This is a genomic window from Pseudoalteromonas sp. APC 3691 (assembly GCF_030408135.1).
In the GTDB taxonomy this organism is placed as follows: domain Bacteria; phylum Pseudomonadota; class Gammaproteobacteria; order Enterobacterales; family Alteromonadaceae; genus Pseudoalteromonas.
Map to the genome: position 1 here is coordinate 1 of NZ_JASDCB010000081.1, position 17,890 is coordinate 17,890.

Consider the following 17,890-nt stretch of genomic DNA (forward strand, 5'->3'; position numbering starts at 1 on the left):
AGGGATAGCCACGCGGTATGAAAAGCTTGAACGAAATTATCATTCAATGCTCGCTTTAGCATTTACTATGATGTGGCTACCAATGTGGGCTGATTGATATATGTACTACAAAGATCAACAGCCCCTAGATACAAAAATTTTTGCCTAGTTCTAGCGTAATTTTTTTAACGTTAAATAGACCTCATATATAAGCAGATTGGTATTACTTTGTGCTTTATTAGTTGTTAGCTTTTCAACTTATAGCAGGTTTTTAAAGGTTAGCTTGTGAGTAAAAATTGGCTTGGCATTAGCGTATTTACCAAATTTTGTTATTGACGATTTAGGGTTGCAAAATTAACTGTAAAGGGGGTTAACAGTCACTACAGTGAGGATATTGTAATGATTTATAAGCCATCAAAAGCAGATGGCTGGCTTAATAAACTCATGTATTCTCTGTAAAGTATTTATCAATTTAAGGTAATACTGGGTAGTACTCAACGAAGCTGCACTTAGCTAATATCGGCCACTACGCACTGGTTACGGCCATGCTCTTTTGCATGGTATAGCGCTTTATCGGCACATTTATATACTTGGGCAATATCAGCACTATGCTCAGGCCAAGTTGCAATACCTATAGAGATAGTGATGTTGCCAATAGTGTCCATCTCTGTTAATTCTACTGTTTTACGTAAGCGCTCTGCAATTTTAAAAGCGCTTTGGCTGTCTTCATTAGGTAACACAAGGACAAACTCTTCACCGCCGATTCTCGATACTATGTCGTCTCTTCTTGATAGTTTTTTAATTATATTTGTTAGCGAAACTAAAGTTTCGTCACCTTTGTCATGCCCAAAAGTATCGTTAACACGTTTAAAAAAGTCGATATCAATTTCTAATATAGCGAACGGGGTTTGCTTTAGCATAAGCTGGTTAAGTAAGCCGTTTAAGCTTCTTCTGTTATGCGTATCTGTTAAGGGATCTGTTTGTGAGTCATGGCGTAACACACCAATTTTAGCTTGTAATAAAGTTACTTCTCTCAACATTGCTAATTTTAGTTTTTGACTTTCGAAATACCACGACTTCACACTTTTAAGTTTTTCTAAGCTTTTTGGATCGTCGAGTGTATTTGCGTTATCGGCTAAGCGTTTTAGTGGCCTTGCTATAAAGTGTGCAAATAAACCAATAAAAATAAACGTGACTAATGCCATTGGTATTGTTTGTTTAACCACTTCAATAGTTAATGTATCAAGAGAGGAAAGCGTTGATTTTAATGGTCTTTGCGCCACTATTCCCCAATTAGATAAAGTAATGGGTGCGTAGCCTGCGAGCATTGGTTTATTTAGGCTATTAATAACGGTTGAAGTACCCATTTCGCCATTTGTAACCGCGTCAATTACATGGTTATTAGTAACAACGTTACCGATTCTGGCAGGTTCTGGGTGATATAAAATGCGCTTATTTGAGCTAACAACAAAAAGGTATGAGCCACCTTTGTAGAAATGTTGTTCTAAAAGCTCATTTAAAATATTTTTTTCTTTTAAATAAAGAGAGCCTCCAATATAACCTAAATACTTACCTTCAAAATCAAACAACGGGTGCGATATAAAAACAATTAAATTATTAGCTGCTGATAAATAAGGCTCACTAATTAATGGGCGTTTTTCTTTTAACGCCTCTATTGCACCAGGTGATTGTATTTGTTGGCCTATTATACTTTCTAAACGAGGTGACGTAGCAGCAACTACGCCATGTAAATTAATAACAACAGAGTTAAAACTATCAGTTTGCTGATTTAAACGAATAGCTTCATCGTTTAGTAGTTGAGAATTATTTGGTGATTGTTCAATAATTTTAGCTGAGTATTCAAGCTGCTGAAGCGCAGACTTTAAAAAGTTATCAGTAGCAGAGGCTAGTTTTTGTGCATAGGCTAAATTACTTTTTAGTGTATATGATGTTAACTGCTCTTTTTGAACCTGATAGCTAGAGTAAAAACTCCCTACCAATGTGCTTAGTGCTGCAGAGAATGCGAGTAGCAATATAAGAAATCTTAAATTTAAAGCAGGTAATAATTTATATAGCAAAGCTTGCATCCCAAAGCACAATATTCAGCGCGTATTATACGAAGCTAATTATTATACCCATTTAAGTGTTTTTAGTTAAGATGGTTTGTTTGATTCTGTGACTAAGCGCTATGCTATGGAGTGATAAATAATATATTCCAGCATTGCATTTTTATCCTCAAATCAGTAAAACTCAATATGACTTAGTGGCGCCGAGGTTGTTTATTAAACTTTGATATATAGGTTGTTAACGGTGTATAAAAAGTCAATGTAACCAATAAATCAATGTGTATAGCCATCAAAAAGTTAATATGAGGTCAGGACTAAAAACACCAAACTAAGTACATAAAAAGGCCAGAAGCAAAAGCGACTGGCCTTTCATTAAAACCGTCATGTGTTTAAAGACGGTATGTTATTTAAACTTATTTACTAACTGTTTTACGGCGTCTGTTAAACCATACTAATGGAGTAAGTAATAAAGCAATAAAGCCAAAGCTACCACCACTACTAGATTTGGTTTCTGTCACAGGTGTTATTTCAGCAGCTTCGTTCTTAACCATTACAGTGCTTTGCTGAGTAACCGTGGTTACTCCATCGCTCACTGCAACTTCAAATACAAGCTCTTCGTCTGCAGTAATTGCTGCAGGTGTAAAGCTTAAAGTTGCTGTATCAGCACCAGAAAGGGTCGCAGTACTACCACTAACTTGAGTCCAAGTATAAGTTAGTGTTTGACCATTACGATCGGTAGCTGTTGCAGTAATTGTTCCTGTAGCAGATTCAGTGATTTCCGCCGCGCTTTCGACTAAAACAAGTGGAGCTGCGTTATCACATGCCAGTGAATCACCCGCTACAAGCTCTGAAAATACAGGAGATAGCACGTTAGACATAGTTAGGTTATCAATCCACCAACCTAAGTCAGCTACAGCGCCATCTGATGAAATTCTAAAGCGTACTTTTACTAAGTTACCATTTAGTGAATCACCAAAGTTGATGGTTTCATAATTACCATATGTGCCGCTATCTTGAATGTTATTACCTGTAAAGGTTTCACGCTCTTGAAGCTCTTGCGAATCGTTTTCGGTTAGAACAGCGTCATAGCCAACATCAAATGTGCCGCCAATTTCAGTAGCATCAACCCAGTCACCACCATTAACACTAACTTCTACAACACCACCATCCCAGTCTTGCTCGATACTATAGAAATGCCAAAACGAAATTTCAAAGTCGCCTGAGTAGCCAACTTCAAACGCCTTACTTTCTACAGCTACATCTGATTGGAAGTCATTATTTAGAAGACGCATCGCTTGTGTGCCTAGTTCAAACCCGCCTTGTTCAAAGAATATAATATTACTACTGTTATCCATAACCTGAGTGCCAATGGCTAAATCAGCACCAAACATTACGTTTTCTTTTAAGTCAAATAGTGACGAACTTGCTACTTCCATATCATCTGTAACTACAGCCCCAACAGGCGCTTTTGATTCAAAGCCTATATTTACTTCAAACGTAAGTGTTTGATCAAGTGCTTCAACGATGTCATCGTCCGTTTCAATCTCAGGGAATGTAACTTCAATTTCTAATGTTTCAGCGGTACCGGCTTCATTCAAAGTAACTTTGATATCGTTACTTGTTATTGCTTCATATGGTTGAACTTCACCAAATGTAAGTAAGCCATCATTCTCAAATGTTACATCGTGATCGCTTATAACTGTCAGTTGTGCTGTTGTACCACTAAGCACTTCACTACCACGGTTAGTAATTGTTACGCTAACAGTGCTTGTTTCACCTTTATCTAAAATATTATCGTTAGTACAAAAGCCAAGTTCTGTACCGTTGTACATATTGTTTAAGTCAGCACTTGCAAATGCATAGCTAGATAGCTGTGTTTTATCTGATTCAACTACGCCTGTAAGGTCATTACTGAAACGATCTGGCGATACTGCGCCAAGGCCCATACCACGTTTAGCGAATGCGCCTACCATTAACTTGTAATCAGCAGGGTCTACTGCATAGGCAGCAGCTAAAATAGCATCACGCGCTTCAGTGTACGTTGGAGCTATAGGTGTTAACTTATAACCCGCAACTAAGTAATCTGCCATTCGAGTTTGTGCTTCATTAAAGCCATGCTCGTTAATAAGCGCTACGTAGTTCTCCCACAAGACAGTAGCCCAAATTTCGCCAGCTGCATGAGGAGAAGCAACACTTGTTGGTGAAATACCAATATCAGCGCCTGCATTTTCAGTAATATGTCGGAACGACAATGCATTTACATCAGTATCAGTTGAGTATGGAAGGCGACGAATACCGAAGTAGAAGTCTTCCACGAATGTGCCACTACCATATGCTTTTTGGAACTTATCGTTACCTGTAATATTAATGTCGCCTTCTTTAGCGATAAACATTAATGAGTGGAAATCGCCCCAACCCTCGCCCATTGCACGGCCTTGGAAGTTAATAAGGCCTGATGAATTACCCACTAAGCGGTTACTAATGTAGTGACCCCATTCGTGAGCAATAATACCGTTATCAAACGTACCATCTTTTAATGTTGCTTTGGTAAACATGTTTACAGTAACAGCTTCACTAGCATCAATTAGGTCATACATTGCATGACCATCGGCGTAATTTAAACCCATATTTGGAATAGTTATAGTATCGTCTTCACCGCCCATTGGTGCAGGTTCAGCCGTATCTGGATCATTATTAACAACGATAGTTGCTATTGCACCTGCATCTTGTGCATTTTTTACTTTAATTGTAAAAGAGCATGAGCCACGGTCTACAATTGCAATTTTACCTGCTAGTTCAGCCGCATTTATAGCTGGCTCACAACCATCATTAACACTTGTTGAATCTGCTGTATTTCCATCATCTAAACGAACAACGTCTGCAATTACATCACTAAATTGGTATTTACCAAAGCCAGATTCTTTTGTAGAAGCTAGAAGGCCCAAAGAATCATGTGAAGTTACTGTAATACCAAAATCTACACCAACAACGGCATCTTTACTGTTGTACAAGTACATTTGCATACGTGGGCTAGCACCATCAGCTGGTGTAGACATATTTGCGTTATTACGACCTGAGTTATCTTGAGCCTGTGCTTCAATCGGGTCTCCTTCTACGCCGCCACGATCAAAGTTAGATACCTGAGCTACATTTGATGTTTCATCAAAACCATGGTCATAGAAGAAATCATGTAAAAAGTTATTCATATAAAACAAGTTAACAATAGCCGCTTTACGGTTTGCGAAACTATTTGCAACTTCATCTACTTTATAAGGGTAGTCAAATGTAAAGTCTGCTGTTGTTTCAGCGGTAAAGTCACCTTCACTAAAGTCTTGAGGTGCAACCACATCTGCGTAAGCAAATACGTTATTGCCAGACGTAGTCGTTGCATCGTCTGCTAACCATGGGTCCATTGTGCTTAGTTTGCTGTAGTAAGACAGAGATACCATTGGCGCATCTAAAATTTCGGTCTCGTCTACTTGTCCTGGGGCATCTGCAGGGATTACATCACCGTGCGGGCTTTCCATTGGGTAGCCATCTTGGTTAGCATAAACACGGTAATTAAAGTCAGCTGCATGAGATTTCAAATCTTTCGCAAAATATACTTTGCTGTTATTCGAATCTACTACATAACTAAAGTAGTCACTTTCTAAAGAGCCAACTTCTGCTACTTCTACTTCAATGTAGTAAGCAGATTTAAGCTCGCCTGCAACTTCAAAAAACACTTCTTTTGCACGTGGTGTACCTAAAACAACTTTGGAATCATCTAATGATTTAGCTTCATATTTTGCATATCCACCTTCATTACCAATTTTACGAAGTGAGACATCAATATTTGCTAATTCACTAAATGCTTTTTTTATACTTTGCTCAGAGCTTACAAAACCCGTTAATGCAGCAAGTTTATTTTTAGATGACGACGTATCAGCAAAATAACCCGAGCTTGCTACTAGGTTGTACTCTTTATCCATTAACAAGTTGTATTCGCGGTTAAAAACTTCTACACCGTTTACTTGTTGTTTATATTTAGCACTAATAGAACCACGTTTTTGCTCTGATAAATCAACCATAACAGCAGAAGATGCTGTTGCTTTACGGTTACTAATACCTGTTAAAGTTTCAATATAAAAGTCAGCAGCATATTGATTACGGTTATCAGCTGCGATCAAAGCCATGTCAGGCTTACGCTGACCTATTGCTTGCCATAAAAATGTTGCTTTACCCATTTGTGCATCGTAAATAGATTTTTGACCCGATACAGTGGCGCGTTCGGCTAAGGTTCTCTGCTGAACAGCAGCTAAAGAAGTACCCTGAGTAACTGCATTTGTAGCACTTACATCATAAAATTGAGTTTGTTCAGCGGCCGTTAGCTCACCTGCTGCTAATGTTGATGCTACAACTATGGCAATAGTTGTTAATTTAAATTGAGACATGTATCCACCTGCTTGTGTTTGTTGTGTTTAAGCACTTAATGTTTTTAAATTGATTGTTTTATGTAAACGCATGGTTAAGCTGTTAATATACAGACTTAAATAAAGCTGAATAGCTTTAAATCTAAAGAAAAGTAAACAAAGGTAAACGAATGCAAAAAATAATTTTTACAAGTTCAGTGCCAATAATTGCAGCTTTATTACTATCTGCATGTAATAACAGTGAAAAAACAGAGGTTAACAACTCTCAGGCGCTACCTAAAACAGCAGAAATCATTATAAAAGAACCATCTAAGAACCAGAAAACTGACACTATTTTCCCTAAAAAAGAAAGCAGTCAAGGTATTATGAAAAAAGCATCTAAAAGCATAAATTCATCTGGTGATAAGCTTATTTTTAACTCTGAGCAGTTATTTAAAGGCGACGTTATTTATAATCAGAACTTAAAGCAAAAAGGTGTAGTAACAGGTACTCTTACCATTACATTAAATACCGATACTTTGCCTGATGAGTTAAAAAATAATTATGAGTTAGTTAAGTCGACAGCTCACAATTACACATTACTTGTTGAAAAGGATGTTGATATTGCAGGGTTATCTAAAGATCTAAACAACTATAGCTCAGTGAGCAATGTAGAAGTTGCAATTGATTACTCACCTATCGAAACACACTTTTAATCAGCAACAATGCACTTATCACTACCATATTATTAACATGGTAAAGTACTTTGTCAGCACATTTGTAAACTTGGTCTATTTCATTACTATGCTCAGACCAAGTTGCAATGCCAATAGGAATTATTATAAATCCAATAGTTTACGTATTTATAGACTCAACGGTTTGACGTAATCGCTCTGCTATTTTGCGCACTTTGCTGTTCTTATTAGGTAAAAAAATACAAATTCTTATCTACCTAAATGCGCCACAATATTGTCTTTTCAAGATGATTTTTAGTTGAATAGGCAGGTTATTGCATTGCTGATTCTAAAGAGTATAAGTTGCTGATGCTAGTTTATTAGCGTAGGCATAGTTATTTTTTAGTGTAAGTTTTTAACTGCTCCTTTTGTGCTTGGTAGGTAGAATAAAAGCGACTTACTAAAGTACTAATAAAGGCTGTAATCGTTAAATAAAAAATAAGAAATCGAAGATTAAGGCTATTAATAATTCTTTCGAAAATGAATGCCATCCTAAGTATTAGGCATTCAATACTTGCACCTATAATTGAGCATAAAGCCTGCAATTACACCCTGTTAAAAATTTATTACCTAATATCAATAAAGCCAGAAAAAATATAACTTTTCACTAAGTTCAAAACTATAATTTTTCTTCAATTTTTACAATACGTTAATGGTTTTTGTAAAGAAAACCTTCTTTTGCAGTTACTTTAAAAAGTAGTTAAGCTGCATAAACTTATCTATTTTATTTAGCTTTGGAGTGTGTTTTGCTAAATAAGTGTATTGTATCGTCTATTGTTTTTATATCTGGGTGCTTAATGCCATTACAATCCTCGCTTGCTAAACCCGTGCTTTCTCTTGAACAACAACTTGGGCAAAAGCTAATACTCGACTTTCGTTACTTCTGCCAGCAAGGAGTTAGTAATAAATGCCGAACTCCAATGACCGAGTTACCTAATGAACTCGCTACCGCTATTGCAAAATACGATATTGGTGGGGTAATTTTATTTTCTGAAAACACTCAATCGATAGAGCAAACAATTGCGCTTAATAGCCAATTGCAAACAGCTGCAAGTAAATCCAGTAGTAAGCTGCCGCTATTTATATCAATAGATCAAGAAGGCGGACGTGTAGCGCGTTTACCACGCGATGTTGCTACCTCATTTACCGGTAATATGTCGATTGGCGCAACCTACAAAAAACACGGTACAAGCTTTGCGACAAAAACAGCAACAGTAATAGCTAAAGAGCTAAATTCGCTGGGTATAAATGTAAACTACGCGCCCACGGTTGATGTAAACATGAATCCCGACAACCCAGTTATTAACGTACGCTCGTTTGGTGAAAACCCTGCATTAGTGAGTAAATTGGGCGCCGCACAGGTTGCAGGATTTGAAAGCAATGGCGTGATTACCTCGTTAAAGCACTTTCCGGGTCACGGCGATACAAACGTAGATAGCCATACAGGCTTGCCTAAAGTAAACCATGCAAAAGAAGTTATTTACGAGCAAGACCTAGCACCGTTTAAACACATTATCGCCAAGCAAAACCCAGGCATGATAATGACGGCGCATATTCAATATCCCGCGCTCGATAGCACAACGTTTATAAGTGTTAATGGCAAAACGATGGTAAAACCAGCAACAATGTCGCGCGCAATCATTACTGATATTTTACGTGGCGAGCTTAATTACCAAGGAGTTGTAGTAACTGATGCGCTTGATATGGCTGGTATTAGTAACTTCTTTACACCAACTCAAGCTGTAATAAATACATTTGCAGCTGGAGCTGACATTGCCCTACTGCCTATTGAAATTAGAACACCAGATGATTTAAATAAACTCGATGATCTTATTAAAGAGCTTGTTGCAGCGGTTAAATCAAACCAACTTGATGAGCAAGAAATAGCACAATCGGCACAGCGTATAATTACGCTAAAAAATAAATTTAGATTAAGCACTAATTTTGACCCTATTACCGCGCTCATAAATGCAAAGCAAACAATTGGCAGTGCAGCACATCGCGAAATAGAAGCGCAGCTTGCTGTAGAGGCAATAACGCAGGTTAAAAATAATAACAGTACTTTGCCGCTTAATTTAAAAGCAGGAAGTAATGTTCATATTATTATGCCCGACACGCGTAAATGTATGGCAATGCAACAAGCGATTGAAGCTATCAGCCAGCAAAAACTTAACTATAGTTGTAGTAGCCTACAAGGGTTTAACCCTGCACAAGCTAAAGCACAAATACACGCTGCTGATGTAGTTATCGCCGGTAATGCAACACCTAATCAAAGTGCGGTCGAAATTGGCGGTATGGATGATTTAAAAGATGATTCAAATTTTGCACTTAATAATGCAGAGCAGCCAAAAGCACTTGAGTCATTATTAAAAGTGGCAAAAGAAGAAAACAAAAGCACTGTATTTATAAGCCTAAGAGCACCTTACGACATTGCTAAATTTGGCGATTATGCAAATGCTGTACTTGCATCTTACGCATATAATATTGATGTAGATAAAAACGATATTGTATCTGGTCCTGCTTTTACCGCACTTGCAAAAGTGTTACTAGGAGAAGCACCGGCTAACGGCGTATTACCTGTCACAATAAAACCGCAAAAGGCGCACTAATATGAAACTCAATTGTGATTTGGGCGAAAGCTTTGGCGCGTGGAAAATGGGGCTAGACGATGACGTTATGCCACATATTGATATGGCTAATATTGCGTGTGGGTTCCATGCAGGTGATGCCAACGTAATGGCAAACACTCTTATACTTGCCAAGCAACATAACGTACAAATTGGTGCTCACCCAAGTTACCCAGATAAGCAAGGCTTTGGTAGGCGCTCAATGGTACTTAGTGAAGAAGAGCTTACAAATTGCCTGCATTATCAAATAGCCGCTATTGAGGGCATGGCAAAAGTGCAAGGTTTAACACTTAGCTATGTAAAACCCCACGGGGCACTTTATAACGACATGATGGCAAATGATCAAATATTACAAACCGTTATAAATGCAATTGCCAACTACCCAACAGATTTAAAACTAATGGTTTTAGCGACTAAAAATGCCAATAAGCACATTCAAATAGCTAAAAGCTCAGGGGTTGATCTAATACTCGAGGCATTTGCCGACAGGCAGTACACCGACGACGGGCATTTAGTGTCACGAACACTTGAGGGCAGTGTTCACAACAAAGCTGCATTACTAGAGCAAGTAACTCAGCTTTTATCCGATGGTAGCGTGACAACACGAACTGGAAAAAAACTAACGCTTAACGCCCATAGCTTATGTGTACATGGCGACAACGCTGATGGCATAGTGCTTATAAAAGATATAAAAGCCCTGTGCAACTCAGCTAACTAAACTTTTATACAACCTCGAATAGAAGCTGTAAACCCCCTTTACAGCTTTAACTCATAGAGTTAAATAAGAGCTTCATCGCATCCTACTGTTAATTTAATAATCCCTAACATATAACTACTTAGAAAATTAAAAAAAGAAACAACAGGGATAAAAATGAAAAAGCTTTTAACACTTAGCCTCGTTTTAGGTTGTAGCAATTTAGCCTACGCTGAAACAAATACACTACAACTGCAAGACGTGTTTAATTTAGAATATGCCAATCAAATAGATATAACCGAAGACGGTAAAACTGTTTATTTTGTGCGTAACCGCATGGATATAAAAACCGACCGCAAAGTTGGTAATATTTGGTCTGTTGATTACAAAACCAAACAAATGCAACCGCTAACCTCTGGCGTGCATATGGATTATTCGCCAGTCCTCTCTCCTGATGGTCAACGCCTTGCGTTTATATCAACTCGCGATGGCAGCAGCCAAATATATATAAAATGGCTTAAAACAGGTGCTATGGCAAAAATTAGTAACTTAACGAGTAGTCCACGTTCGATTACATGGAGCCCTGATACTAACCAATTAATATTTAGCATGTTTGTTCCAAGCGCTAATTCAGCGCCAGTGAGCTTACCAGGCAAACCAAAAGGCGCAACCTGGGCAGAATCCGCTAAATTTATTGATGATGTTTATTATCGTTCAGATGGTGGCGGTTACACACAAAAAGGTTTTAGCCAATTATTTTCCATAGATGCTAACGGTGGTAATGCCAAACAACTCACTCATGATGAATTTGATAACGCAGGCGATGTAAGTTTTAGTAACGATGGTAAGTCGCTTTATTTTTCTGCAAACAGGCACACAAACAACCAGCTAAAACCCACAAACAGTGAAATCTATCAACTCGAGTTAGCCACACAAAATATAACTAAAGTTACTGACCGAAACGGACCTGACGAGCAGCCTAAAGTATCGCCCGATGGTCGTTACTTAGCGTACACAGGTTACGATGATAAACGCACTAACTACGAAAACGCTCAGCTTTATATTCGTGATTTAAAAACAGGTAACACAACAAGCTTAACGCCAAATTTTGATCGTAGCGTAGGTCAAATAAAATGGAGTGCAAACTCCAAAGGCATATACTTTAGCTATGCAGATAAAGGTCAAACCGCCCTCGCCTATCTACCACGCAGCGGCAAGCGTAAAATAATAACAACTCAAATTGGCAGTGTTGCCTTTGGTCGCCCTTATTCTGGTGGTGACTTTGATGTAAGCGAAGATGGCGAAGTAGCCTTTACCCTTGCCGATACTCAGCGCCCTGCTGATATAGCAACAATTAAACGCGGTAACGCGCAGCGTTTAACTACCCTTAATGCAGATGCATTGGGCGACAAAGCTTTGGCTAAAGTGGAAGAAATTTGGATTAAATCAAGTCACGATGAGTTACCTATTCAAGGATGGATTGCTTACCCACCAGAATTTGACCGCAGCAAAAAATATCCGCTAATACTAGAAATACATGGCGGTCCAGTAGCTAATTACGGTCCACACTTTAGCGCTGAAATTCAGCTGTTTGCAGCCAAAGGAAATGTCGTTTTATACATGAACCCACGTGGTAGTGATTCATACGGTAAAGAGTTTGCACAAACTATTCATCATAATTATCCAAGTAACGATTTTGATGACTTAATGACTGGCGTTGATGCGCTAATAGCGAAAGGCTTTATTGACGAGTCTAAATTGTTTGTAACCGGTGGCTCTGGCGGTGGCGTACTAACAGCTTGGATTGTAGGTCATACCGATCGCTTTGCTGCGGCTGTAGTTGCTAAGCCTGTTATTAATTGGATCAGCTTTGTACTAACTGCCGATTTTTCCCCGTTTTTTGCTGATTACTGGTTTCCGGGTAAACCGTGGGATCACATCGAGCATTACATGAAGCGCTCGCCTATTAGTTATGTTGGAAACGTTAAAACTCCTACTATGTTGCTCACTGGCGAATCTGACTACCGTACACCAATATCAGAAACTGAGCAGTTTTATCAGGCATTAAAACTACAAGGCGTTGATACTGCAATGGTGCGCATTCCTAATGCATCGCATGGTATTACAGCTCGCCCATCAAACTTAATGACTAAAGTAGCTTATATTCAATGGTGGTTTGATAAACACACTAAATAAACTCTGGGTAATAAATTTATAGCTCAAATAAAAGCCACTTCAAATAAGTGGCTTTTGTATTTACCGCCTTAGTATTCAAACTGTAAACCCCCTTTACACTTCTGTGACAGTTAAATATTGGACTTAGCTAAAACTTCAGTTAGTAAAATTTCGGTTTATAGCATTTTTTGTAACTTGAGTTGGTAAAAAATCGGTTTGAGTCACTGTTTATAGCCTATCAGTTAGTAAAATTTTGTTTTATAGCACAGAGAAGTTAGTAAAAAATCGGTTTATAAATTCGCTAAGTTTGCCTATTAAAGCAAAAATCAGTCACTTACCTGCCTTTTAAAGTTGTTGTAAACGCTTTTTACAGCAAAATCACCCCAAATATGCCGTTTTATGAAAGGTTAGTTAAACTCTGATCTGTAAATTCACTCAGGTAGTTAAATAGTGATCCAAAATTATTTGGCAAGGGCGTGTTGAACTTTGGTGGGTTAATTTGCAGCAGTATGTTTGGTTTTTAGGCAAGGCGGAGCTTATGTAGTGTGGTTATTCCCCATGAATAGGCGATAAACTCTTTGTTGCTCGGTTTTTACTTAGCCCACTAGGTTACAAACCTCGCGCCGCGATTTAATCGCCCCTAGATTGAACAAATTTCAATCCACAAAGATCAACACGCCCTAGTTAAAGTCTGATCTGTAATTATGCTTCAATGTTCTAACTTTACTTAAAGCAATAAAAAAGGGCCTATTGGCCCTTGAGTAACACTATCTAGTTAGGAAGTTAAAATTGGTTCATGGTGTTATCTTCACCACCGGCTTTTAGCGCGTTATCACCAGAGAAGTATTCTTTGTGTGTATCGCCCATGTTAGACCCTGCTAGGTCTTGGTGCTTAACAGAAGCTTGCTCGCGGCGAATTTCTTGGCGTTGTACATCACGTACATAAGCCAGCATACCCATATCGCCAAAATAACCTTCTGATAAAATATCAGTGCTCAGCGCAGCTGTATGGTACGTAGGCAGAGTAATTAAGTGATGGAAAATACCTGCTTCACGTGCGCCATCGCGCTGGAAGTTTTGCACTAGTAAATCGGCTGCTTGCGCAAGTTCTGTTGCATCCATTTCTGGTGCCATAAGGCCTTTATTGTCGCCAAAGCTTGGGTAAGCACTAAGGTCACGGCCTGCTTCTTCCCACTCTTGATATACTTGCTCACGAAACTTAAGCGTCCAGTTAAACGAAGGCGAGTTGTTGTATACCAGTTTTGCATTTGGCACGTGTTCTTTAACACGATTTACCAGTTCTGCAATTTGCTTAACATGAGGTTTTTCTGTTTCAATCCACAGTAAATCAGCGCCCGACTGCAAGCTCGTAATACAATCTAGTACTACGCGGTCTTTTTCAGTGCCTTCGCGGAATTGAAATAAACCGTTATCTAGGCGAGTTGGTTTACATAACTGGCCATTAATTTTCATTGCTGTGTCGCCTTCATTTAAGTCATCAACACCGTTAATTGGCGTCGTTTCTAAAAATGCATTGTATTGGCTTGCTAAGTCACCTGGTGTTTGCGACACAGGTACTTTTTGAGTAAGGCTTGCACCTAATGAATCTGTACGTGCCACAATAATACCGTTATCAATACCAAGTTCTAAAAAGGCGTAACGTACTGCGTTCATCTTTGCTAAAAAGTCTTCGTGTGGAACGGTAACTTTACCCGCTTGGTGACCACATTGTTTGGCGTCAGATACTTGGTTTTCTATTTGAATGGCACACGCACCGGCTTCAATCATTTTTTTAGCCAGTAAGTAAGTTGCTTCTTCGTTACCAAAACCTGCGTCAATATCAGCAATAATTGGCACAACATGAGTTTCAAAGTTGTCTATTTTATCAATAACAGCTTGAACATCGCCGCCATTCGCTTTTGCTGCATCTAGGTCGTTAAACAAGTGGTCTAGTTCACGTGCATCAGCTTGCTTTAAAAATGTGTAAATTTCTTCAATTAATGCAGGTACTGATGTTTTTTCGTGCATACTTTGATCTGGCAGCGGACCGAATGCAGAGCGAAGTGCTGCAACCATCCAGCCACTTAAGTATACATAGCTGCGTTTAGTTGTTTTTTGATGGCGCTTAATAGCCATCATCATTTGTTGGGCAGTAAAGCCATGCCAACACCCTAAAGATTGGGTGTACAGGCTTGTGTCGGCGTCATATGCAGCCATATCTTCACGCATAACGTCTGCTGTGTATTGCGCAATTTCAATCCCTGTACGAAAACGGTTTTGTAAACGCATACGGCTTGCGTATTCAGGGTTAATAGCTTTCCATGCGCTGCCTTGTGATTGGCAAAGAGTAGAGAGTGTGTCTGTTTCGCGTTGATATGTTGTCATAATAAAATCCTTCGAACGAGTGTGTAAATTATTTTAATGTTGTGAGAGTGGCTAGGAGTGTGTGCTCCGTTTCGCTTGATTCAACATTAGGCTCCTTTTCTAGATTTAGTAAATTTATAGTTGTTATTGTGGCTATACATTTTGTGAATGGCTAAAAAGCACTCAACATTGCCTTTTTGAGTTATTGTTGCCTTAACGCACAAGCACACAACAACATCGCGACCGTTTAAGGAAGGCAATTATGTCCCACACTCTCACACATTCAGGACTCAGCGTAGACACACAACTCGCTGATTTTGTTAAAAATCAATTACTACCAGGCACTCACTTAAGTGAGCATCAATTTTGGCAAAGCTTTGCACATATAGTTCAAACACTTACCCCTACAAATAAGGCACTGCTTGAAAAGCGAGAATTGCTTCAACAGCAAATAGATGACTACCATCTTGCTAATAAAACGTGGGATAGCGTTAAGTACCATGCCTTTTTGCAAGATATTGGCTATTTAGTTAAAGAGCCTGCCAACTTTGAAATTGAAACCAAAAATGTAGAACCCGAAGTAGCCCTTACAGCAGGCCCTCAGTTGGTTGTGCCTGTAAGTAACGCACGCTTTGCACTTAATGCCGCTAACGCACGTTGGGGTTCGTTATACGACGCTTTATACGGTACAGATGTGTTAAGCGAAGACGATGGAGCCGAAAAAGGCAATACCTACAATCCTGTTCGTGGTTTTAAGGTAATGGCCTACGCTCGCCAGTTTTTAGATAAAGCATTGCCGTTAACTAATGGCTCGCATATAGAAAGCACTAATTATTCAGTAGTAGATGGCGCACTTTTAATTACGTTACGTGATAGCTCTCAAACCACATTAGCTGACCCATCTCAGCTTATTGGCTATCAAGGTGAAGCACAAAACCCAACCGTAGTGTTATTAAAAAACAATGATTTACACATAGAGCTACATATAGATCACCACCACATTATTGGCCAAGCAGATAAAGCAGGCTTAAAAGATATAGTGTTAGAGGCCGCGCTTACAACCATTATGGATTGTGAAGATTCTGTAGCTGCGGTAGATGCAGAAGATAAAGTACAAGTTTATAAAAATTGGCTTGGTTTGATGCAAGGTAACCTAGTTGAATCGTTTAAAAAAGGCGATAAAACCGTAGAGCGCACTCTGCAAAGTGATAAAACATACACCGCACTCGATGGCGGCACAGTTACTTTAAAAGGCCGTAGCATGATGTTTGTTAGAAACGTTGGCCATTTAATGACGAACCCAGCTATTACCGATGTGTACAATCAACCGGTATTTGAAGGCATTATGGATGCGATGTTTACTGCTACCGCTGCCCTGCACGACCTAAATAAAAAAACAGGTATAAAAAACTCAAGCGCGCAAAGTATTAATATAGTAAAACCAAAAATGCATGGCCCTGAAGAGGTAGCGTTTACTAACACTTTATTTAGCTTAGTAGAGGAAGCGCTAAGCTTACCTAAAAACACGCTTAAAATGGGTATTATGGATGAAGAACGCCGTACTTCTGTAAACCTAAAAGCCTGTATTTATGCAGCTAAAGAGCGTGTTGTATTTATAAATACTGGATTTTTAGACCGCACAGGCGATGAAATTCATACCTCTATGCAAGCGGGCGTTGTGCTTCCAAAAGCACAGATTAAGCAGCAATCATGGATACAAGCTTATGAGGATCGCAACGTCGATATTGGCCTTGCTTGTGGCTTAAGTCATAAAGCACAAATAGGTAAAGGCATGTGGCCAATGCCAGATAAAATGGCATTAATGATGGAGCAAAAACAAGCTCACCCTAAATCAGGCGCTAATACAGCATGGGTGCCCTCCCCTACAGCCGCTACTCTGCATGCAATGCATTATCACGATATAAACGTATTTACCGAGCAGCAAAGTATAGCTAAACGTGCTATTGCGAGCCTTAATGACCTGCTTACACCGCCGCTAATGACAGATGCTAAAACGCTTTCAAAAGAAGATATTCAAAGTGAGCTAGAAAACAACGCACAAGGTATTTTAGGTTACGTTGTACGTTGGATTGATCAAGGCGTTGGTTGCTCAAAAGTACCCGACATTAACCATATCGGGCTAATGGAAGATAGAGCAACACTGCGTATTTCAAGCCAGCATATGGCTAATTGGTTGCTAAATGGCGTGTGTTCACAGGCGCAAATAAAATCAACAATGGCTAAAATGGCCAAAGTAGTTGATGGTCAAAACGAGCACGACACTGCGTATACACCCATGGCAATAAACGAAGAAACCCTTAATAACAGCATTGCGTTTCAAGCTGCACTTGCACTGGTTTTGGAGGGTGTAACACAACCTAGTGGTTACACTGAACCACTACTACATAGCTACCGTATAAAATATAAAGCACAAAAAACGAATACGCTTTAACCGCTTAAGCAAAGTTCAGATTAAGTGCTAAACCAGCTTTTAAGCTGGTTTTTTATCGCCTAAAATTAGAATAACATCACTTTTAAGGCATTTTAAAGGTATATAGATAATACACATGAATATCTAACATTTATTCAAACGTAAAAAAGCGTGTTTTGCATACACAAAACACGCTTTTTAAATCTTTTAGCTAGGGCGTGTTGATCTTTGTGGTATGAAAAACAAACAGCATGAAGATAAGGTATAATTGAATTCGCCAGAAAACTTTACACCGAACCTATATGCCAAGATTAATGTTAACAGACGGGACATGGAATGTCTTATCAAAAGTAATGTACTTAAGTGGTCGAATTTATAATAAGCCCGACCATAGAAAAACGCTCGAAGGCATACTGTATAAGATGCGCA

Annotated in this window: 8 protein-coding genes and 2 pseudogenes; 7 read left to right on the forward strand and 3 right to left on the reverse strand. The window is 38.9% G+C overall.

The window, feature by feature from the left end; genetic code table 11:
* A pseudogene (locus QL998_RS18470) lies at nucleotides 1–97 on the forward strand (IS5/IS1182 family transposase); the annotation flags it as partial.
* Between the two features lie 391 nt (nucleotides 98–488).
* On the opposite strand, the gene QL998_RS18475 reads toward QL998_RS18470, so the two are convergent.
* Both QL998_RS18475 and QL998_RS18480 read right to left on the reverse strand, forming a co-directional pair.
* Entirely contained in the window at nucleotides 489–2,012 is a 1,524-nt protein-coding gene (locus QL998_RS18475) for a sensor domain-containing diguanylate cyclase (protein ID WP_290193246.1), read from the reverse strand.
* Nucleotides 2,013–2,458: 446 nt separating this feature from the next.
* Nucleotides 2,459–6,478, reverse strand: coding sequence for a rhombosortase-dependent M36 family metallopeptidase (locus QL998_RS18480; RefSeq protein ID WP_290193247.1), 4,020 nt, complete (start codon nucleotides 6,476–6,478; stop codon nucleotides 2,459–2,461).
* Nucleotides 6,479–6,627: 149 nt separating this feature from the next.
* On the opposite strand from QL998_RS18480, the gene QL998_RS18485 reads away from it, so the two are divergent.
* The 4 genes from QL998_RS18485 to QL998_RS18500 all read left to right on the forward strand — a co-directional run bounded on the left by QL998_RS18485 (nucleotide 6,628) and on the right by QL998_RS18500 (nucleotide 12,687).
* Nucleotides 6,628–7,152, forward strand: a complete 525-nt coding sequence (locus tag QL998_RS18485; protein WP_024591569.1) for a hypothetical protein — start codon at nucleotides 6,628–6,630, stop codon at nucleotides 7,150–7,152.
* An 815-nt stretch (nucleotides 7,153–7,967) separates the two neighbouring features.
* Nucleotides 7,968–9,779, forward strand: coding sequence for a glycoside hydrolase family 3 protein (locus QL998_RS18490; RefSeq protein WP_290193248.1), 1,812 nt, complete (start codon nucleotides 7,968–7,970; stop codon nucleotides 9,777–9,779).
* A 1-nt stretch (nucleotide 9,780) separates the two neighbouring features.
* On the forward strand, nucleotides 9,781–10,515 hold the full coding sequence (locus QL998_RS18495; RefSeq protein ID WP_290193249.1) for a 5-oxoprolinase subunit PxpA: 735 nt from the start codon (nucleotides 9,781–9,783) through the stop codon (nucleotides 10,513–10,515).
* 153 nt (nucleotides 10,516–10,668) lie between these two features.
* On the forward strand, nucleotides 10,669–12,687 hold the full coding sequence (locus QL998_RS18500) for a S9 family peptidase (RefSeq protein ID WP_290193250.1): 2,019 nt from the start codon (nucleotides 10,669–10,671) through the stop codon (nucleotides 12,685–12,687).
* A 762-nt stretch (nucleotides 12,688–13,449) separates the two neighbouring features.
* On the opposite strand, the gene QL998_RS18505 is transcribed toward QL998_RS18500, so the two are convergent.
* The gene (locus QL998_RS18505; protein ID WP_290193251.1) at nucleotides 13,450–15,051 is read right to left on the reverse strand and encodes an isocitrate lyase; all 1,602 of its coding nucleotides are present in this window, start codon (nucleotides 15,049–15,051) and stop codon (nucleotides 13,450–13,452) included.
* A 241-nt stretch (nucleotides 15,052–15,292) separates the two neighbouring features.
* Here QL998_RS18505 and QL998_RS18510 point away from each other — a divergent pair, with 241 nt between their 5' ends.
* Both QL998_RS18510 and QL998_RS18515 read left to right on the forward strand, forming a co-directional pair.
* On the forward strand, nucleotides 15,293–17,482 hold the full coding sequence (locus QL998_RS18510) for a malate synthase G (protein WP_290193252.1): 2,190 nt from the start codon (nucleotides 15,293–15,295) through the stop codon (nucleotides 17,480–17,482).
* 281 nt (nucleotides 17,483–17,763) lie between these two features.
* Nucleotides 17,764–17,890 (forward strand): annotated as a pseudogene (locus QL998_RS18515) (IS5/IS1182 family transposase); the annotation flags it as partial.

Bases quoted from the DNA above. Each gene is read 5' to 3' on its own strand.
- QL998_RS18485 (WP_024591569.1), top strand. From the start codon at position 6,628: ATGCAAAAAATAATTTTTACAAGTTCAGTGCCAATAATTGCAGCTTTA.
- QL998_RS18495 (WP_290193249.1), top strand. From the start codon at position 9,781: ATGAAACTCAATTGTGATTTGGGCGAAAGCTTTGGCGCGTGGAAAATG.
- QL998_RS18510 (WP_290193252.1), top strand. From the start codon at position 15,293: ATGTCCCACACTCTCACACATTCAGGACTCAGCGTAGACACACAACTC.
- QL998_RS18500 (WP_290193250.1), top strand. From the start codon at position 10,669: ATGAAAAAGCTTTTAACACTTAGCCTCGTTTTAGGTTGTAGCAATTTA.
- QL998_RS18505 (WP_290193251.1), bottom strand. From the start codon at position 15,051: ATGACAACATATCAACGCGAAACAGACACACTCTCTACTCTTTGCCAA.
- QL998_RS18490 (WP_290193248.1), top strand. From the start codon at position 7,968: ATGCCATTACAATCCTCGCTTGCTAAACCCGTGCTTTCTCTTGAACAA.
- QL998_RS18480 (WP_290193247.1), bottom strand. From the start codon at position 6,478: ATGTCTCAATTTAAATTAACAACTATTGCCATAGTTGTAGCATCAACA.